This window comes from Sphingobacterium sp. 1.A.4 (assembly GCF_002734245.1).
In the GTDB taxonomy this organism is placed as follows: Bacteria; Bacteroidota; Bacteroidia; order Sphingobacteriales; family Sphingobacteriaceae; genus Sphingobacterium; species Sphingobacterium tenebrionis.
Genome location: NZ_PEAZ01000035.1, coordinates 24,292 through 44,408 on the forward strand (window position 1 = coordinate 24,292; position 20,117 = coordinate 44,408).

Here is a 20,117-nt window from a genome sequence, read left to right on the forward strand (position 1 = left end):
TGTTGATTAGGGTTTCTTAGCGATTTCATTGGTCAATTGAACAAAATCGTTTACATCCAATCGTTCCGCCCGAAGTTCGTAAAGGGGATTATCACTCATCTGTTCTTTTGGGATAACGCCAGAAAGTGCATTTCTTAAGGTCTTCCGTCTTTGGTTAAATCCAGCTTTCACTACACGCCAAAATAATTTCTCATCACAATCCAAAGATTCCTTATCATTCCTCACCATGCGCATCACACCCGATAAAACCTTTGGCGGAGGATTAAAAGCACCTGCTTTTACCGTGAATAGATAAGAAACATCATAATAAGCCTGCAAAAAGACGGATAAGATTCCGTACTCTTTGTTCCCTGGCTTAGCCACACAACGTTCTGCAACTTCCTTTTGGAACATGCCCACCATTTCAACTACGCGTTGTCTTTCTTCTAAGATCTTGAAAAGAATCTGGGAGGAAATATTGTACGGAAAATTCCCGATCACGGCCATTTTATCGCCAAAATATTGACCAAAATCCAGGTTCAGAAAATCTCCATGGATCAATCTATTTCCTAATTCGGGGTACTTATCAGCTAAAAATTCAATGGATTCATCATCTACATCGATGAGAAAGGTTTCGTAGTTAGTGTTCTGAAGGAGGAAATCGGAGAGTACACCCATCCCAGGACCTACTTCCAACACCTGATTGAATCCTAAGGAAGGAATCAAAGCATCCACTATACGTTGTGCCGCATTTTTATCATTAAGAAAATGCTGGCCTAAATGTTTCTTTGCACGAACTGAACCCATAAGCTTAAATTATGCAAAGATACTATTTTTAAATAACCTGATTGTTTATCTTTTTTTGCTATTTTTGACTATCTAATGTGCAAAAAAGATGAGTGAAAAGCTAAAAATTGGGATTTCAATCGGCGATATCAATGGTATCGGACTAGAGGTAATTATCAAATCGTTAATGGATCCTCGGATCTTGGATTTCTTTACCCCAATTGTATACGGAAATACCAAAGTGGCTTCCTTTCATCGCAAAGCAATAGGTGTTAATGATTTCAGTTTCAACGTGATCAATGCCGCATCAGATGCCAATCCGAAGCGCCCTAATATGATCAATTGTTGGCAAGAAGATGTGAAGATATCTTTGGGCGAACAGAACGAAATCGGCGGAAAATACGCATTCATTTCCCTACAAAAAGCAGCAGAGGACTTAAAAGCCGGTGTGATCGATGCATTGGTTACTGCACCCATCAACAAACATAATATCCAACAGGAAGGATTTAATTTTCCTGGCCATACGGAATATCTTCAGGATTTCTTCGGGGCTAAGGATGTGTTGATGTTCATGGTCAGTGAAGATCTTCGGGTAGGGGTGGTAACAGGCCATATTCCAGTTAAAGAAGTATCCGAAGCGATTACCGAAGAATCTATCCTACACAAATTGCGCATGATGAATGCCAGTCTGAAAGTGGATTTCTGGATTCAGAAACCAAAAATTGCCGTATTGGGATTAAACCCTCATGCTGGCGATGATGGACTTATCGGTACAGAGGATCAGGATATCGTGGCTCCAGCGATCAAAAAAGCCTTCGATGAAGGGATATTCTGTTTCGGACCATATCCTGCAGATGGTTTTTTTGCTGCAGATGCCTATACCAAATTTGATGCGGTATTAGCGATGTACCATGATCAAGGTCTGATCCCTTTCAAGCATATTGCTTCTAGAAATGGCATTAACTTTACTGCGGGCTTACCGGTGGTAAGGACCTCCCCAGATCATGGAACGGGTTATGATATTGCAGGAAAGAATCAAGCGTCGCATACTTCCTTCCTTTCCGCGATCTTTGAGGCCGTTCATATTGTGAATAGGCGTCGGGAGCAGGCCGTATTGGCAGAAAATCCATTAGCATTCCGTCGTTTGAGCAAGGATAGAGACTAATCTATCCGTTTTTTAGTCAGGTAGCAGGTCCCTGTTATCTATAAATTTCATTACTTTTGCACTTTGTTGCTATGAGTGAAAATTTAAGTCATCCAATATTTTCCATTATCCGAGATTTAGCGAAGAAAGAACAGGTATCTTGTTTCGTAATTGGCGGCTATGTTCGTGATCGGATCATGGGCAGGCCATTAAAAGATGATATCGATATATTAGTGTTGGGAAGTGGGATTGATTTTGCTGCCAAACTAGGGGAGAAGCTGCATACGAATGTAGCGGTGTATAAATCCTTCGGAACCGCCATGCTCAATTTTCAAGGTTTACATGTCGAATTTGTGGGAGCTCGCAAAGAATCCTATCGTCGGGAATCGAGAAAACCTATTGTGGAAGATGGTACATTGGAAGATGATCAGAATCGGCGTGATTTTACGATCAATGCAATGGCTTACTCCTTAAATGAGGTGAATTATGGCGAGTTGATCGACCCTTTTGATGGCGTGGCTGATATACAGAACCAACTGATAAAAACCCCATTAGAACCCGGAATAACTTTTTCAGACGATCCTTTGCGAATGATGCGTGCCATCCGCTTCGCTACCCAATTGAACTTTCGGATTGATTCAGCAGCGTTGAATGCTATTGCTGAACATGCCGATCGTATCAAAATCATCTCCAAAGAGCGGGTAATCGATGAACTAAATAAAATTATCCTTGCTAAGAAACCATCCATCGGTTTTAAGTATTTGTTTGATACCGGCGTATTGGAGTTGATATTTCCGGCGATGCATCAATTATATGGTGTAGACTATGTGGATGGAAAAGGGCATAAGGATAATTTCTATCATACTTTGGAGGTATTGGATAATGTAGCGGAAATGTCTGATGATCTCTGGTTGAGATGGGCAGCGATCATGCACGATATCGCCAAGCCGGCCACCAAAAGATTTGATAAGAAGGTAGGTTGGACCTTTCATGGCCATGAAGATAAAGGGGCTAAAATGGTTCCGAAACTATTTGCCGAGCTCAAGTTGCCACTCCATGAAAAGATGAAATTTGTGCAGAAACTAGTGGCTTTGCATCTTCGTCCTATTGTGCTGGCAAAGGATATCGTAACAGATTCTGCTGTTAGAAGACTATTGTTTGAAGCGGGAGATGATATTGATGCCTTGATGATGTTATGCCATGCGGATGTAACCACCAAGAATGATTTCAAGAAAAAGAAATACCGCGAGAATTTCGACCTAGTCAAACAGAAGTTGAAGGATGTGGAGGAACGGGATCAGATCCGGAATTGGCAGCCGCCAATTGATGGTGATGATATCATGAAAATGTTTGGTATTGGACCTGGAAGGCATGTAGGTATTATTAAAAACGCTATCCGTGAAGCTATCTTGGAAGGCGAAATTCCAAATGCAAGGAAGGAAGCACTTCAATTTATGTTGGAGAAAGGTAAAAACTTAGGCCTTGAAGTGGTAGGTCAAGTTTAATTTTTTTAAAAAATATGTAACTTTAATGCTCGAAATATCGCATTATTAACGAAATATAAAATGGCAATTTACAGATTTAGGGTAACCTTTGAAGACTATGAGGATGTGTACAGAGAGGTTGACATGCCTTCTAAAGCAACTTTTTTAGAACTGCATGAAACGATCCATAAATCAACGGGTTACGATCAGGACAAATCTTCTTCTTTTTATGTAAGTAATGACCAATGGAAAAAAGGCACTGAAATCGCATTTCAACCTAATGAAAGGAAGAAGAATGCCGGTGTATTATTGGTAGAAGATGTTCGACTTAGTAAATTCATCGATGATCCACATCAGAAATTTTACTACGTATATAATTTTGATCGTCCATACGACTTTCATGTTGAGCTGATCAAGATCCTTAAAGAAGAGGATGGAAAGGAATATCCTGCGGTATTCAAAAAAGTGGGTGAAGCACCAAAAGTGGTTTCTGCGGCTAATTTCCCTGTTACAGGCGATGAGGATGATGACGATGATTATGTAGAAGAAGTTGGCGAAGAGTACGGCGTAGATGAGGAGGATGATTATGATATGTTCGATGACGAAGAGGGGGAAGAAGGAGAAGGCGAAGAGAAAAGTTCATCAAACGAAGATTATTAAGATTTTATAGATTCGAATAGGAATAGATGATAGCCAAACTATCATCTATTTTTTTAAATATCCCTTATGTCAAGTCAGAAAACATTGATTGTTGTTGTTGGACCTACTGCTGTTGGCAAGACGGCTATGGGCATCGCCTTGGCAAAATATTTCAAAACATCCATTATATCGGCTGATTCCCGGCAATTCTATCAAGAAATGAGTATAGGGACAGCCAAACCGACAAAAGAGGAGCTTGCCGAAGCCAAACATTATTTTATCGATTCCCATTCCATTGCCACTGATTATACGGCGGGTGATTATGAACGGGAAGCATTCCAATGCTTGGAAGAATTATTCAAAACTACAGATGTAGTGATCGCTGTGGGAGGATCTGGTTTATTTGTTCGTGCGCTGACAGAAGGATTGGATGATTTACCTAAAGCGCCGGAAGAAGTCCGTGAATCTTTGAACCAATCTTTTAGGGAACATGGTTTGCAACCCCTCCAAGCTAGATTAAAGGAGGTTGATCCCACTTACTATGCCAAGGCTGATATCGAAAATCCGCAGCGTGTAATCCGTGCATTGGAGGTATTTGAAGCTTCAGGGAAACCTATTTCTCATTTTATGAAAAATGAGGCAATGAAAAGACCATTTGATGTCATCAGCATCGGGCTGAATACCGATAGAGCGGTGTTGTACGAACGAATCAATCGTCGGGTAGACATCATGATGGAACAAGGTCTTTTAGCGGAGGTACAATCCCTTTCCTCCTATAAAAATAAGCCAGCGCTATTGACGGTTGGTTATGCAGAACTATTCGATTACCTCGATGGTCTAATCTCTTTGGAGGAGGCAATAGAGCGTATCAAACAGAACTCTAGGCGTTACGCAAAACGACAAATTACCTGGTTCAAGAAATATGGCCAGACCCATTGGTTCGAACCGAACGATGTGCAGGCCGTTCTGGATTTTCTATCTGAAAAATTGCCAAAAAAATAGCCCCTCTTTCAAGGGGCATTCATTTGTGTATGTAATAGATGTGATTTAATCGTTTGGCAGCTCTTCCAGGTATTTCAATTCACTCTCTGATAAACCTTGAAATGAATCGGTTAGCGTCCATAGAATATCCTGCAATTCATCAACAATATCCCAATAATCGCTACTGTAATCTTCCTGTACGTTGTATTGTTCAATGTTTATTTTTTTATTCTTTAACTTGTTGATCAGGTCATGAATGATTCTTGAATTGGTAACCACCGCAAAATCATATTGTTCAGAACTTGATGAACTTGATTTTGATGCATTTCCACAGTACATATGTAGATCCAACAGTTTCGTGCTGTTTGCAGGGATGGTAATCGTCACTTTCTTTAGTAGTACACCATTCTGATAATGTCCCGACCTGGATTTAATGACCAATCCTGCCGGTATTTCAAATCTTTTTTCAGAAGAAGTGCTGTTCTTCAAATTAAGTGCTAGCCTTACATATTCCCCACTTCCTCTTGTGAAATCAGCGGTATTATTAGCTAAATCTACTTTCAGAGCAGCTCTTTTTTTGGAAATAGATGCTTTGAATCCTTGTTGTGTTTCGGTATTTACCTTGGAGAAATTACCATAGTATCCCGAGAAGCCTGTGATCTCACCTTCTTGGCTAATCCCTTCAGGTAGTGTGTATTTTATCCCTGTCAACTCTCCCTCTTTATCCCCAAGGCCAGGGATCTCTCCTGGAGTGTAATCTTTTAATTCTTGGTTATAGGAGGTATCATCATCACTGTCTTTTGAACATGAAATTTGGAAGAAGCAGATACTGCATAAAAGGACAAGGCTTGTCAAGATGGATCGTTTTTTCATAAGATTCGTTTTATTAATAGTAAGTTTCAATTGAATAGAACTTCTGTCTCAAAGGTATGAAGAAGAAAAACCTTAAAAAATACCGGATTTCAGGTAAATTTCATTTCATTTTCCGGGAGTTGGCAAAGTTTACAATTTGCGCAATCGATTGACAACAATTTCAGAAGAAGAGAATTCTTATATTGTCGCTCAAATTATAATACCCCATATCATGATTTTCAAGAAACTACCTTATTTGACGCTTTCGATGGTCCTAGGCCTTTCGTCCGTTCATGCGCAATCAAGAGTTGATAAACCATTTAATGATAATTGGCAATTCTATAAAGCGAACAACAGCACATTTTTTACGGATTTTGATAATGGCACTAAGTATTTTGAAAGCCAAAGTCAATGGACCAAATTAGAAGTTTGGGAGGATATTCAGTTGCCTCATACCTATAATAGGGAAGATATGCAGAAAGACCGGAATTTCTTTGAAGGCAAAGCTGTTTATCAAAAGAAATTCCAGATGACAGCCTCGGATAAGGAAAAAAGGAGCTTTCTGAAATTTGAAGGAGTAGGGGCAGTCGCTCAACTGTTCATCAATGGAAATTATATTGGGGAACATAAGGGCGGATATGGCATGTTCGTTTTTGAGATCACCAATTCGGTGGATTATGATAAAGAGAATACTGTGGTTGTTGTAACCGACAATAAATCGAGACGTGATATTATTCCGATCAACCAATTTTTATTTCCGGTATATGGCGGTATTTACAGGCCTGTGCATTTGATCCAAACGAATAAAACAGGATTTGTAGTTACGGACCAAGCTTCTGCCGGTATTTACATCCGTCAAAAAAATGTATCTTCCAAAAGTGCAGATGTTTCGGTTGAAGTAAAACTGGAAACCAAAGAAAAGCATACCCAATCGGGAGAATTGCTTGTTGAAATCCGGGATTTTGAAGGCAAGGTGGTGCAAACGGAAAAACAGGCGGTTAAGATAAGTCCACAAGGTGTAACCTATGTAACCCAGGATATCAAGATGAAATCGCCAAGATTGTGGGACGGCGTTAGGGATCCATTCCTCTATTCCTTGACCGCGAAATTAATGGTGCAAGGGAAAGAGATGGATGCGGTAAAACAACCGTTGGGGGTTCGTAAGGTAGAATTGATCGCGGGTAAAGGTGTGTTCTTAAATGGCAAGCAATATCCAATGTTTGGTGTATGTAGACATCAGGACCGGGAAGGATTTGGAAGTGCATTAAGTTTTGAACAGCATAAGGAGGATTTCGAATTTATGAAGGAAATGGGGGTTACTACGCTCCGTTTGGCACATTATCAGCAATCTCCGGAGGTATATGCTTTGGCAGATTCCGTTGGTTTTCTTACCTGGGCAGAGATTCCTTTTGTGAACAGGGTGTCGTATTATGAGAATGATAATGCGAAGCAGCAGATGCATGAATTGGTGAAACAGAATTTCAACCATCCTTCTATTTATATCTGGGGAGTACATAATGAAGTATATTCTAAAACTGCGGATGAACAAGTTCCGGTGTTGTCTAGGGAATTGAATGATATCGCAAAGACATTGGATCCAGATCGTTATACTGTAGCAGTTACGGGGTATAATGTGGTTGATCGTCAGGAAAATCTGAGTACAGATGTTCAGGGGATAAACCATTATTTCGGATGGTATGGTGGTAAGATTGAAGATCTGAAACCATGGGCTGAAAAGGTTCAGCAGAATTTCCCGGATTATAAGGTTATTTTATCGGAATATGGGGCAGATGGAAATATAGATATTGGCCAAGAGTTGTTGGAACAACCTAAGGATGTGGTTTCTGGAAAATCATTTCCAGAGAATTATCAAACGGAGACCCATATTAAGCAATGGGCTGCGATTGAGCAGAATCCAATTATTTTGGCTTCTTATGTGTGGAACATGTTTGAATTTGCGGTTCCTGCCTGGAATAGGGGTGGTGTGAATGCAAGAAACTTAAAAGGGTTGATTACATTTGATCGCAAGCGTAAAAAAGATTCTTTCTATTGGTATAAGGCCAATTGGAATCCTGAGCCGATGATCTATTTGGCGAATAGGAGAGATAATAAAAGAACAAATGCAAGTACGAAGATTCAGGTATTTTCGAATTTAAGTAATGTGGTTGTTTCGGTTAATGGGAAAGATTATAAGGCAGTGAAAGGGGAGAATGATAAGCATTGGGTGGTAGAGCAGGTTCAGCTTCAAAAAGGAGAGAATAGGATTGTAGCGAAAGGGGAAAATAATGCAGGTGGTAAAGCTGTTGGTGGTAAAGTGGCTGGTAGTAAAGCTACTGCTGCTAATGTGTTGACCGATGAAATGATTTGGACTTTGGAATAGATTAGGGGTTGGAATACGTTGTGCCTTGGAATAGGTTGGATGTTTTCACTCAAACGTCATTGCGAGGAGGTACGACGAAGCAATCTTCCCTCATGTCATGCTGAGCGTAGTCGAAGCATCTGTTCGTTAGTAACCGTACAGATCCTTAGACGATTCTCAGGATGACAAAGTGTAAAGATTGCTTCGTTCCTCGCAATGACGTGAATTAACCCTAATCAAACATTATCCCTACTTCACAATAAAATTCCAGCCAAATGGATCTTCGATCCTACCATATCTTAAATCATTCAAATAATTCAATACCTTATTTGAAAACTCTCTTCCTTCAACCGGAGGAAGACTATAATCCTCACCTTCATATCCAATACGATCTATATGCGTAATAGTCGCTGCAGTACCTGCCGCAAAAGCTTCCGTAACTTTACCCTCTTTTATCCCATCGATCAGCTCCTGAACAGAAACCTTACGTTGCTCTGCCTTATAACCCCATCTTTCAGCTAATTCCATAATCGTCCTACGCGTCACACCATGAAGAATCGTATCCCCATGGGGCGTAATAATCGTATCTCCAATCCGGAAGATCAAATTCGCTGTACCAGCTTCTTCAATGTACTTATGCTCAAGCGCATCCGTCCACATGATCTGATCATAGCCTTCATCGTTCGCTAATTGCGTAGGATATAACGATAACGCATAATTCCCAGCATTTTTAGAGAAACCAACACCACCTTCAGCAGCACGTGTATAATGCGTTTCCACTTTTAAACTGATCGGTTTGCTGTAATAAGCACCTACCGGACATGTGATAATAATGAATTTGTATGATTTTGATGGATGTACGCCCAATGCAGCTTCAGTCGCAAACATAAAAGGTCGAATATAAAGGGAAGTTCCACCTACTGCTGGAACCCAATCTCTATCTACATCCAATAATTTTTTTAACCCATCCATGAAGATCTCTTCCGGCACCTCTGGCATCTGCAAACGTGCAGCAGATTTATTGAATCTTTCCCAGTTTTTATCCGGACGGAAAATGCTTACCGTACCATCTTCAAACTTATATCCTTTGATACCTTCAAAAATAGCTTGACCATAGTGCAGTGCAGACATGGAAGGGCTTACAGAAAGGTCTCCATAAGGCACAATGCTTACATCTTCCCATTTGCCATTGTCGTAGCTAGCTACGAGCATGTGATCAGACATGATCTGTCCGAATTTTAAATTGTTAAAGTCTACCTGCGAGAGTCTTGATTGTGTTACTGGCTCTACGCGAAATGAAATTTGTTCTGTCGCGCTCATATCTTAATTGATTGTTTTCGTTCTGCAAGTTAGGCAAAATTATTAAAATCCATACATTGTATGTTTTCCTATTCAGCACTGTATACTCTTTGCTATACTGTTAAGTATTAATACCCGAAAAATCCGAGAAAATTCAGTTCGGTATAATATTTGGATTATCGACCGGCAACTAACAATATTTTGTTAACAAACAACAGGTTATGGAAAGGAAATTGACAAATTTTAATAATTACGAAACCAAAGAAGTAGGTGGTTGGAAATTCATCTTGGGTTTTTTTGTGTTTCTATATAAAACAGCGATTCGTCCTTAATAATAGGCTATTATTGGTGGTCAAGCGACCCACCATTCACTAACTATTTTTCATTAATTCGAGCAGGGGATCAAGATATTCTCTACTATTCGCTAATCTTGGGACTTTATTTTGTCCACCTAATTTACCCCTACTTTTCATCCATTTGTAGAAGGTTTCTTGAGGAGCATGATGTATGATCGGCTTATTCAAGGCCATATTCTTGTGACGTTTAGCGTCATAGTCGGAATTTATCTCGCGAAGGGTATTATCCAAAATATCACAGAATCTTTCGAAGTCTATTGGGTCTTTTTCAAATTCGATGACCCACTCATGTGCTCCAGCTTCCCCTTGCCTAAAATAAACTGGCCCTGCTGTATAATCTTTAATGTTCGCATCGGTGGCCAAACAAGCAGCTGCTAAGGCATGTTCCGCATTATCCACGATCACTTCTTCTCCAAAAGTATTGATGTACTGTTTGGTTCTTCCTGAAATCTGAAATCGATAAGGTGTGGTCGAAGTGAATTTAATTGTATCACCAATCTTATATCTCCAAAGACCAGCATTGGTAGAAATAATGAGGGCATAATTCTTCCCGATTTCTACTTCGTGTAAACCCAGAGTTTTAGGATTCTCTTCGTGGATATTCTCCATGGGAAGGAATTCATAATAGATTCCATAATCCAACATCAATAAGAGGTCGTCAGAGTCCGACTGGTCTTGGATTCCAAAATATCCTTCCGATGCATTGTAGTTCTCCAGGTAATACATGCTATCCGAAGGGATCAATCGTTTGAACTGTTCCTTATAAGGCTTGAAACTGACGCCTCCATGTCCATAGAATTCCAGGTTTGGCCATACCTCCAAGAGGTTGTCTTTCCCGGTAAGTTCTAGGATGCGGTTCGCCATGACAATGTTCCAGGTCGGAACACCCGCTAATGAAGTAACATTTTCCTTGATGGTGATCTCCGCAATCTGAGCAATCTTTTCCTCAAAGTTCGGATTTAGGGTCACCTCAAGCGTTGGTGTCCTTTTGAACTCTGCCCAAAAGGGAAGATTTCGAATCAATATTGAGGATAAGTCCCCATAATAAGAATCAGGGCTGAAATTGTTGATTTGGGAGGATCCACCAATGACGACGGATTTTCCAGTGAAGACTTTATTCTCTGGCTTATTATGGCAGTAAATGGAAAGCATGTCCTTTCCGCCTTGGTAATGGCATTCTTCTAATGCCTCAATACTTACAGGAATAAATTTACTGCGGTCAGAAGTAGTGCCCGAGCTTTTTGCGAACCATTTGATATCTGATGGCCAAAGGATGTTCTGTTCGCCTTTGATCATCCGGTCCACATAACCTTTGATGTCATCATAATCCTGGATCGGTACCCTTCTTTTGTATTCATCTGGCGTAAAAATACTATTATAGCCGTATTTTTTACCCCATTCTGTAGCTTCTGCGGCAGATATCAAACTTTGGAACCACTCATCCTGTACATCATGTGGATATTTCATGAATAACTCAATCTGATGAATGCGTTTTTTCATGATCCAGGTAAAAAGTGAGTTCAGTAAAGCCATAGTGTATTGCCGAAAGCTAAATTTAGAATTTTTTTCTTCTCAATTCAAAATGTCTACCCAAGTAAAATTTACGTGCAAGTTCATTGTTCGCGATTTCTTCGGGTGTTCCAGTTAACATGATCTTTCCTTCGGTAAGGAGATATGCCCTGTCCGTAATGGAAAGAGTTTCCTGTACGTTGTGGTCAGTAATAAGGATACCGATGTTTCTGGTCTTTAATTTTGCAACGATGGTTTGGATCTCTTCCACGGCGATCGGGTCGACCCCTGCAAAAGGCTCATCCAATAGAATAAAGCTCGGATTGGCGGCCAAAGCGCGAGCAATTTCCGTCCGGCGTCTTTCACCACCCGATAGTAGATCGCCCCGGTTCTTACGAACCCGGTGCAAACTGAATTCGGTAAGTAATTCTTCCAGTTTTTCCTTGCGTTCAGCTTTGTTGGGGTAATGGATCTCCAATACCGCCATGATGTTGTTCTCCACAGATAACTTACGGAAAACAGAAGCTTCTTGAGCCAAATAACCAATACCGCGTTGCGCACGTTTGTACATCGCATCTTGTGTGATTTCAAGATCATCTAAGTACACATGCCCATCGTTGGGCTTGATCAATCCCACGATCATATAGAAAGAGGTGGTTTTACCGGCTCCATTGGGGCCTAATAAACCGACAATCTCCCCTTGTTCTACGTGGAAGGAAACATCATTAACAACAGTACGTTGTTTGTATTTTTTGATGAGATGTTCTGCTCTAAGAATCATGTGTTATTCCTTTATCTGCAAAGATATTTTTAAAATTTTATTGCCTTTACATTTAATTGCAAATTCTTCTTCCCGCGCCAATTATTTTCTTCGATCGAGTAACAGATGTCGAATGGCTGTCCGGAATTGATCTGATCCACAAATTCGCCAAGGCCAAAACCGATACAATCGTATGTGACGGAATCGGATTGTTTGACAGAAAATTTCAAATGTATCCCCCCTACAATGTAGGCGGGATAGGCAAAAGTAACCTGCTTCGTCAAAAAGATTGGTGCTTCATTCTGTGGGCCATAAGGCTCAAACTGGCGCAGCAATCTAAAAAACTTCGTATCAATATCGTTAAAATTGATTTCTTTTTCAATTAAAACTTCTTGTTGTAGCATTTCTGGTTTAATGGTTCTGGAAACCACCTGTTCGAAGCGTTCCTGAAACAGGGTAACATTTTCAGTCGGCATGGTCAATCCAGCGGCATATTTATGTCCTCCAAATTGATCCAATAGGTCAGCACATTCACTCAAGGCTTCATATAGGTCGAATCCAACTACGGAACGTGCAGATCCGGCGATATGTCCATTCGTTCTGGTTAGGATAATGGTCGGTCGGTAATATTTCTCCGTCAATCTGGAAGCTACTATACCGATCACGCCCTTATGCCAATCTTCTTTATAAAGCACGGTGGTCTTGCGCTGTTGAAGGACGGTATTGTCGTTCAATAGTCGTAATGCTTCCTCAGTTATATTCAAATCAAACTCCTTACGGGCATTGTTCTGATCATCAATATTGAGTGAAAATTCCTTCGCTTCTTTCAAGGATTTGGAGATCAATAATTGAACGGCATCCTTCGCGTGGTCGATCCGTCCTGCAGCATTGATCCGAGGTCCGATCTGGAAAACAATATCGTTCACCGAGAAGGTTCCGGTTTTGTTGCTGGAGAGATCAATTAAGGCTTTTAACCCAAAAGAGGGGTTGCTGTTTAGTTTTTTAAGTCCAAAATGGGTTAAGAGACGGTTTTCGCCTGTGATCGGAACGATATCTGAAGCAATACTTACTGCTACGAGATCCAGGTATTGGTAGGCAAGTTCCATATCCATATTATTCTGGAGGATAAACGCCTGTACGATCTTAAAACCAATCCCACAACCGGATAATTCCTTATAGGGATAGGGGCAATCCGACCGCTTAGGATCTAATACGGCAAATGCATTCGGCAGCTGATCACCTGGTAAATGGTGGTCCCCGATGATGAAATCAATGCCCTTACTATTGGCATAATCAATCTTGTCGTTTGCCTTGATACCACAGTCCAGGGCGATGATCAAGCTGAAACCATTGGCTTCGGCATAATCGATCCCTTGGGTAGAAATACCGTAGCCTTCACTATAACGGTCTGGTATATAATATTCCATACCAGAGTTAAAATTCCGGAAGAAACTGTACACCACCGAAACGGCCGTGGTTCCATCCACGTCATAATCGCCATAGATCAATATCTTTTCCTTATTCCCGATAGCTCTTTCAATGCGTTCTATAGCCTTGTCCATATCCTTCATCAGGAAGGGGTCAAGAAGGAGCGAAAGGGAAGGTCGGAAGAATTCTTTGGCCTGATCGAAAGTCTCTACGTTTCTGTTGATTAAGAGTTCTGTTATGATGGGGTTTATGCCAAGCTCCTGTTGGAGCTTATCGGTTTTATCTGTATTCTTTTTTGGTTTCAGGACCCACCTTTTTTGCATATCTTTGCCTCTAAATAACGTGTAAATATACATTTTCTAGCGCTACTTACCTACAAACATATATAAATGGCGAAAGCATATTCATTATTTGAGGGTTCTTATTCTGTCGATTCCAGTAAAAAATTTATTCCATTTGATCCCAAAAAAGATGATCCGAAAGACAGGCCGGGTTCATTGTTCGTACATGTACATCCTTTTCTTATCGAAACTTCCGATGGTCTGATCGTATTGGATACGGGTTTAGGATTGAGAAACGAAAAGGATGAATTGATCATCCATGAAAATATTAAAAAATTAGGCTTCTCGCCAAACGATGTGCGGTATGTATTGATGTCGCATCTGCATAAGGATCATGCTGGTGGCATGGTGGATATTAAAGATGGCGTAAAACGCCTTGCATTTCCCAATGCGGAGTATGTGATCCAGGAGCAAGAGTGGGAATATGCCTACAGTACCGAATCATCATCTTATAAGACCGAAGTCTTTGATGTGTTACAGCGCAGTGGAAACATTCTTTTTGTGAATGGCGATGGGCAATTGACGCCCGAGATCAGCTACGAACTTTCCAGTGGGCATAGTAAGTACCATCAGGTATTTCATGTGTTGGCGGATGGTAAGAACTATTTTTTCGGCGGGGATGAGTTGCCGGAGCCGGAAGAGATCTTCCGCAGTTTCATTGCCAAATACGATTATGACGGTCGCAGGGCGAGGGATCTTCGTGCACAATATTGGGCAGAGGGTGCACCAGCAGGTTGGATTTACCTGTTCTATCATTCTAAGAACATCAGCGTAGGGAAGCCCGAGCAGAAGCCGGATGGGACCTATAAGATTGTTACAGCGGAGTAATCACGAAAAATTATTATATTTATAAAGAAGGTTTTTACAAATTATTTAATTTTTACTTAAAAATAACGTTTAATCATGTCGATAGTTAGAGAAAGTGACCTAATTGGTATTGGCAAAAAATACCAGATTGAGACGGAGGCTGGAGACAACATGGTTGTCGTTATCCATGATGATGGTCGTCGGGAATTATACCGGCACGAAGATGAAGATAACGAAACCCATTGTGTCATGACCCTTTCTGACGAGGAGTCTAGACAAGTTGCCGGCATTCTTGGCGGTTTATCTTATAAACCAAAAGCATTAGAAACGATAGAAGTAGCCTTAGATGATTTAAGGATCGAATGGTATAAGGTAGAACCAAGCAACGATGGTGTGAACAAAAGCATCGGACAATTGGAGGTTCGTCAGCGTACGGGGGCTTCTATCATCGCGGCCATCCGGGAAGAAGAAACCATTATTAATCCAGGACCAGATTATGTGATCACCCCAGGTACTACACTGGTTATTGCCGGAAAGCTAAAAAACATCAAATTATTAAAAGAAATCTTATTGTAATTTAATTCTATGCACAATACCATTATTATAGAAATAGGAATCGCTGTTTTATTAGTTGCGTTAGTAGGTCTTTTGGCCAATAGACTTCGGTTTTCGGTAATTCCTTTTTTTATTGTGATCGGCATGGTGCTGGGAAATGAAAATTACCCTGATTTTGTAGGTGATTTATTGGCAAAGGTCAACCATGAGGGTTTTACCCATGCGGTGCAATCCACTTGGAATTTTTTGACCTTTACCGAGAGTAAACCTTTCATTGATTTCATGGGGCGCTTGGGAGTGTTATTCCTGCTGTTCTATCTAGGGCTGGAATTTTCCGTTGGAAGGCTCATCAAGTCCGGTAAATCCATTGTAGCAGGGGGGACGATCTATGTATTGTTGAACTTTTTCTCCGGCCTATTGGTGGGATGGATGATGCATCTGCCTTTTAAAGAGATGATGGTGCTTTGTGGGATCATGACGAGTTCATCCACGGCGATCGTAGCCAAGGTCTTGACCGATCTGAAACGAACCGCCAACCCAGAAACTGAGGTGATCATGGGTATGATCATGTTTGATGACCTGTTCATTGCCATGCATATCTCTTTCCTCTCCGGATTGATCCTTACCGGGAGTGGTTCCTTCTGGACGGTTGCAGGAACCTCTTTGTTAGCATTGGGATTTATCCTCTCTTTCCTTATTTTAGGAAGGAAATTAGTTCCCTTCATCGATCGGTTATTACAGGATAAATCATCCGAACTATTCATTTTGGTCATTTTCAGTCTGTTGTTCTGTATCGCAGGTTTCTCCGAAACTATCCATGTGGCAGAGGCTATTGGAGCCTTAATGGCAGGCTTGGTATTTGCGGATTCCAAATACCTGAAGAAGATTGAAAACATGGTGCTACCGTTCAAAGATTTCTTTGGTGCGATGTTCTTCTTTAGTTTTGGATTATCCATTGATATGTACTCCCTTGGAGGAGCAGTAGGATGGGCATGTTTCGCCGCAGGCATTACTGTTGTTTGTAATGTGGCTTCTGGTTATTTCGCTAGTAGGTTCTCCAACCTGAAAGCGAAAAACTCTGTCGATATCGGTTTTACCTTATCGGCGAGGGGAGAGTTCTCCATCATTATGGCGAACATCGGCAAGGCTGGTAAGTTGTTGCCGGTAATTCAGTCTTTTGTGGTGGTTTATGTATTGATCCTGTCCATTGTTTCTCCTTTGTTGACTAAGGAGTCTAGGAACATCTGGAATAAACTGGCAGGGCATGAGGCAGCTCCTAAAAAACCAAGAAAGAAACTTAGCGATCTAGAAGCTCCCTTGACCGACTCTTAATCGTCGTATCCGAATCTTTTCAGGTAATTCTTTTTACTTCTCCAATCGGGGATAACCTTGACGAACAGTTCCAAGAAGACTTTTCCGCCGATAAATTCCTCGATATCCTGTCTGGCATAGGTCCCGACCTTTTTGATCATGGCGCCTGCCTTACCTATAATAATGTTCTTTTGGGAATCACGTTCCACGATGATTTCGGCAGCGATTCTGGTCAGTTTTGGCTCTTCTTTGAAGGAAGTGATGATAATTTCTGTGCTATAAGGGATTTCCTTTTCATACAGTTTGAATACTTTTTCGCGGATGATCTCAGACACAAAGAAACGCATGTTCTTGTCCGTCAACTCGTCCTTTGCATAATAAGCAGGATGCTCAGGCAATTTATCCTTGATGTATTGCATCACCGATTCCACATTATAACCCAAAAGAGCCGAAATAGGGAAGATGACGTCCGGATTGATCTTGTTTTTCCAGAACTCGATTTTGGCTTTCACTTCTTCTTCTGAGGATTTGTCCACCTTGTTGATGATAACAGCAACTGGGGATTTGGTTGTTCTCAATTTTTCAAGAACATCGTTTTCGTCGTATTTTTCGTTGATGTCTGTAACAAAAAGAAGAATATCCGCATCGATAATAGAACCCATTACGAAATTCATCATGGATTCCTGCAGGGAATAGTTGGGTTTGATGACTCCTGGCGTGTCGGAAAACACGATTTGGTGGTCTTCATCATTGACAATTCCGATAATTCGGTGTCTTGTTGTTTGTGCTTTAGGAGTGATGATTGACATCTTTTCACCTACTAAAGCGTTCATTAGCGTAGACTTACCTGCGTTTGGCTTACCAATGATACTTACGAACCCTGCTTTATGTGACATTATTTTTAATTATTTATTTGGAATACAAAGAAACAAATAATATCTTTGTGCTCCAATTCGGAAGTAATATAATCTGCTTTTATCGATATAGGGAGCAAGATTTTAAAAATATAATGCGGGATGGAGCAGTTGGTAGCTCGTCGGGCTCATAACCCGAAGGTCATCAGTTCGAGTCTGGTTCCCGCTACTAAAAGGGTTAAACGCGAGGTTTAGCCCAAAGACATTTAAAATACATTGCGGGGTGGAGCAGTTGGTAGCTCGTCGGGCTCATAACCCGAAGGTCATCAGTTCGAGTCTGGTCCCCGCTACTACTAAGGTTTCTATGGTAACATGGGAACCTTTTTTGTTAGTAGTAAGTAATAAGTATTTAGTAGTTAGACTTCTTGTCTTTCATTTTATTCATTGTGTTTAAATCGGAGAATTTTCATTTTCAAACATCTCGTGTAGTTTTTGTTGGAGCAACCTTTTATCAGGTAGTTGCGTTTGATATTCTGCGACCATTGTTGGTGAAAGACTGCGACTTAAAGCATATTTTACCACTTCACTATCCTTGTCTTTACAAAGTAATATACCAATACTCGGGTTTTCATTGGATTTTTTCATGTCACGATCCAAAGCTTCGAGATAGAAATTGAGTTTTCCTAAATGCTCTGGCTTGAATTTATGGGCTTTTAGTTCAAAAGCTACCAAACACTGCAAACCGCGGTGATAAAACAATAAATCGACATAGAAATCACTATTGCCAACTTGAAGCGTATGCTCTTCAGCAATAAATAAATAATCTTTACCTAATTCTAAAATGAACTTTTTCATTTGATGGATTAAGCCTTTTTTTAAATCGCTCTCGTTAAATGGTTCAGGAAGGTTTAAGAAATCAAAAATATAACTGTCTTTGAATGCATTAGTAAAACCTGCATTTATTTCTTTTAATGTTTCGGGTAGTTTAGAATTGCTAATTATCGTACGCTCAAAAACGGCACTATTAATTTGACGCTCTAATTCTCTTTTGCTGTATTTTTCCTTAATGGTTAAACGGAGATAAAACTCTCTTTCTTCTTCGGTTTTACAACGAGAAAAAATAATGAGATTATTTGTCCAACTTAGTTGAACTAAAATGGTTTTTGTTATATCTTGAGGTAAAAATTCAAATTGTGTCACCACTGGTGACACAATTTTATCATACTGATTATCAGCGTGTTGAATTTGTCTCACCACTGGTGAGACAAATTCAACATTCGCATAAGTTTCATAAAACTGTATCATTCTATATAACCCACGTTGATTGAAGCCTTTTAGCTCAGGATTGTTCTTTTGAATGAATTGGGCTAATTCATCAACCGTCTTATCTCCCCATTCAGCAACTGAAATTTTTTGCTTGATGTAAGCTCCAATGTTCCAATACAAATTGATCAACTCAACGTTTACTGCTTTAATCGCTTTATTTCGGGATTGTTGAATTAAATAAATTATTTCTGTAAACTGTTGATGCATAATGAGTTGTATTTGACATAAAATTATATAATATTCTCTAATCACATTAGTCGTATATTGTACATCCTTAATTAATTTTCTTTACAATTATTATCCTTTTTCTTGCCATGGTTTCTAGGTTTGCTATTCAAAATATGTTTGATTTAGGGTTAAAACAGTACCTAAGTATGCTTAAAGTAAGGTTAAAGTGTGTAAAAAGTATGCCGAACATACATTTTACATACTTCGAGTATGCTTTCGGTATAGTTTTACTACAGAGGCAACTTTACTTATTAATAATTTGAAAGGTATTTTTACTAATGGAATAGTTGTTTAATAAACTGGTTTATAGAATTTTCAATTAATTATTTTTAAAATAAAATATATAATATTAAGAAAATATAATTACCTTTGCTTTTACTATTTTTGAATATTGTACCATTATTGACAATTCCTTTCTATTTAGTTATTCGAAATTAACCGGAAAAGCGAATTATTGCTGTTATGATCTTGGAGCAGAGAAGTATAAAAATCGGTTTGTTCGTATTCGAAGAAACAGATGGACAACGCTTGGAAGACATTATGTTGGGTTATGAGTTGACCAATTTTCTGGTTTACAATTTAAGAGAGACTTCCGTAAGTAGGCTATTACCGTCCCTATCCTCAAACGCTATGGATATTTGTATCCTTGATATCGATTTGGGAATTGAGCAACTGGAGAAGTTATTTGCCATGTCCGCATTGGAAAACTCGGGTCATATTTTGATCTATGCCGATGAACATCAAATGGATTCCATGCGTAAATGTATGGAATATGGAGCTAAAGGGTTCTTGATGAAGGGCGTGCAAGAGGTGGAATTATTATTTGCCATGGCTTCTGTTTTAGAAGGAGGATCATTTATAAGTCCAGCTTTAGCCACTCGTTTTTTTAAAACTTACCAACGTAAATGGAAACTATTAAATGAACTGACCGAGAGAGAAATCCTTGTAGTAAATGGTTTGGTTGAAGGATCAAGCTACAAACAAATTGCACAACAGAATCACATGTCTATCAATACTGTTAGGGATTATGTGAAGAAGATCTATCGAAAACTCCATATTCAAAGCCGGGGCGAATTGCTCTATAAAGTACATATTCTCTAGCAAATAGGATTTAATTAA

At 39.9% G+C, this 20,117-nt stretch carries 17 protein-coding genes and 2 tRNA genes; 11 read left to right on the forward strand and 8 right to left on the reverse strand.

The features are described from left to right. Window positions 1-6 precede the first annotated feature (6 nt). Window positions 7-786, reverse strand: a complete 780-nt coding sequence (gene rsmA, locus CRJ00_RS03580) for a 16S rRNA (adenine(1518)-N(6)/adenine(1519)-N(6))-dimethyltransferase RsmA (protein ID WP_099365515.1) — start codon at window positions 784-786, stop codon at window positions 7-9. 88 nt (window positions 787-874) lie between these two features. On the opposite strand from rsmA, the gene pdxA reads away from it, so the two are divergent. The 4 genes from pdxA (at window position 875) to miaA (ending at window position 5,034) form a co-directional block, all read left to right on the forward strand. Continuing rightward, a complete protein-coding gene (pdxA, locus tag CRJ00_RS03585) occupies window positions 875-1,930 on the forward strand; it encodes a 4-hydroxythreonine-4-phosphate dehydrogenase PdxA (RefSeq protein WP_099365516.1) in 1,056 nt (351 codons plus the stop codon). Window positions 1,931-2,001: 71 nt separating this feature from the next. Next, the gene (locus CRJ00_RS03590) at window positions 2,002-3,414 is read left to right on the forward strand and encodes a CCA tRNA nucleotidyltransferase (protein ID WP_099365517.1); all 1,413 of its coding nucleotides are present in this window, start codon (window positions 2,002-2,004) and stop codon (window positions 3,412-3,414) included. 60 nt (window positions 3,415-3,474) lie between these two features. Then, window positions 3,475-4,053 carry an IS1096 element passenger TnpR family protein gene (locus tag CRJ00_RS03595; RefSeq protein WP_099365518.1) on the forward strand — a complete coding sequence of 193 codons (579 nt, stop codon included), beginning with the start codon at window positions 3,475-3,477 and terminating at the stop codon, window positions 4,051-4,053. Between the two features lie 66 nt (window positions 4,054-4,119). Next, window positions 4,120-5,034 (forward strand): tRNA (adenosine(37)-N6)-dimethylallyltransferase MiaA, encoded by a 915-nt coding sequence (gene miaA, locus CRJ00_RS03600; RefSeq protein WP_099365519.1) that lies wholly within the window; start codon window positions 4,120-4,122, stop codon window positions 5,032-5,034. Between the two features lie 45 nt (window positions 5,035-5,079). Here the strand turns inward: miaA and CRJ00_RS03605 are convergent, their stop codons facing one another. After that, the gene (locus CRJ00_RS03605; protein WP_099365520.1) at window positions 5,080-5,886 is read right to left on the reverse strand and encodes a hypothetical protein; all 807 of its coding nucleotides are present in this window, start codon (window positions 5,884-5,886) and stop codon (window positions 5,080-5,082) included. A gap of 211 nt (window positions 5,887-6,097) precedes the next feature. Here CRJ00_RS03605 and CRJ00_RS03610 point away from each other — a divergent pair, with 211 nt between their 5' ends. Next, a complete protein-coding gene (locus CRJ00_RS03610; RefSeq protein WP_099365521.1) occupies window positions 6,098-8,245 on the forward strand; it encodes a glycoside hydrolase family 2 protein in 2,148 nt (715 codons plus the stop codon). 228 nt (window positions 8,246-8,473) lie between these two features. Here CRJ00_RS03610 and CRJ00_RS03615 read toward each other — a convergent pair whose 3' ends face one another. From CRJ00_RS03615 to recJ, 4 genes are all read right to left on the reverse strand, one after another. Beyond that, a complete protein-coding gene (locus CRJ00_RS03615) occupies window positions 8,474-9,544 on the reverse strand; it encodes a branched-chain amino acid aminotransferase (protein WP_099365522.1) in 1,071 nt (356 codons plus the stop codon). A 350-nt stretch (window positions 9,545-9,894) separates the two neighbouring features. After that, window positions 9,895-11,412: a GH3 auxin-responsive promoter family protein gene (locus tag CRJ00_RS03620; protein ID WP_099365523.1), complete on the reverse strand. Its 1,518-nt coding sequence runs from the start codon at window positions 11,410-11,412 to the stop codon at window positions 9,895-9,897. Window positions 11,413-11,434: 22 nt separating this feature from the next. Further along, window positions 11,435-12,169 (reverse strand): LPS export ABC transporter ATP-binding protein, encoded by a 735-nt coding sequence (gene lptB, locus CRJ00_RS03625; protein WP_099365524.1) that lies wholly within the window; start codon window positions 12,167-12,169, stop codon window positions 11,435-11,437. Window positions 12,170-12,198: 29 nt separating this feature from the next. Further along, a complete protein-coding gene (gene recJ, locus CRJ00_RS03630; RefSeq protein WP_099365525.1) occupies window positions 12,199-13,899 on the reverse strand; it encodes a single-stranded-DNA-specific exonuclease RecJ in 1,701 nt (566 codons plus the stop codon). Between the two features lie 66 nt (window positions 13,900-13,965). On the opposite strand from recJ, the gene CRJ00_RS03635 reads away from it, so the two are divergent. From CRJ00_RS03635 to CRJ00_RS03645, 3 genes are all read left to right on the forward strand, one after another. Continuing rightward, a complete protein-coding gene (locus CRJ00_RS03635; protein WP_099365526.1) occupies window positions 13,966-14,745 on the forward strand; it encodes an MBL fold metallo-hydrolase in 780 nt (259 codons plus the stop codon). A gap of 75 nt (window positions 14,746-14,820) precedes the next feature. Continuing rightward, the gene (locus CRJ00_RS03640; RefSeq protein ID WP_099365527.1) at window positions 14,821-15,300 is read left to right on the forward strand and encodes a cation:proton antiporter regulatory subunit; all 480 of its coding nucleotides are present in this window, start codon (window positions 14,821-14,823) and stop codon (window positions 15,298-15,300) included. A 9-nt stretch (window positions 15,301-15,309) separates the two neighbouring features. After that, window positions 15,310-16,611 carry a cation:proton antiporter gene (locus tag CRJ00_RS03645; RefSeq protein ID WP_099365528.1) on the forward strand — a complete coding sequence of 434 codons (1,302 nt, stop codon included), beginning with the start codon at window positions 15,310-15,312 and terminating at the stop codon, window positions 16,609-16,611. On the opposite strand, the gene era is transcribed toward CRJ00_RS03645, so the two are convergent. Next, window positions 16,608-17,486, reverse strand: a complete 879-nt coding sequence (era, locus tag CRJ00_RS03650) for a GTPase Era (RefSeq protein WP_099365529.1) — start codon at window positions 17,484-17,486, stop codon at window positions 16,608-16,610. The genes CRJ00_RS03645 and era overlap by 4 nt on opposite strands. A gap of 114 nt (window positions 17,487-17,600) precedes the next feature. On the opposite strand from era, the gene CRJ00_RS03655 reads away from it, so the two are divergent. Together CRJ00_RS03655 and CRJ00_RS03660 are read left to right on the forward strand one after the other, a co-directional pair. Continuing rightward, a tRNA-Met gene (locus CRJ00_RS03655) sits at window positions 17,601-17,673 on the forward strand. A 48-nt stretch (window positions 17,674-17,721) separates the two neighbouring features. Then, window positions 17,722-17,794 (forward strand) — tRNA-Met (locus CRJ00_RS03660). A gap of 100 nt (window positions 17,795-17,894) precedes the next feature. Here CRJ00_RS03660 and CRJ00_RS03665 read toward each other — a convergent pair. Then, the gene (locus CRJ00_RS03665) at window positions 17,895-18,977 is read right to left on the reverse strand and encodes a PDDEXK nuclease domain-containing protein (protein ID WP_099365530.1); all 1,083 of its coding nucleotides are present in this window, start codon (window positions 18,975-18,977) and stop codon (window positions 17,895-17,897) included. A gap of 483 nt (window positions 18,978-19,460) precedes the next feature. On the opposite strand from CRJ00_RS03665, the gene CRJ00_RS03670 reads away from it, so the two are divergent. Then, on the forward strand, window positions 19,461-20,099 hold the full coding sequence (locus CRJ00_RS03670) for a response regulator transcription factor (RefSeq protein WP_099365531.1): 639 nt from the start codon (window positions 19,461-19,463) through the stop codon (window positions 20,097-20,099). Window positions 20,100-20,117: the final 18 nt, after the last annotated feature.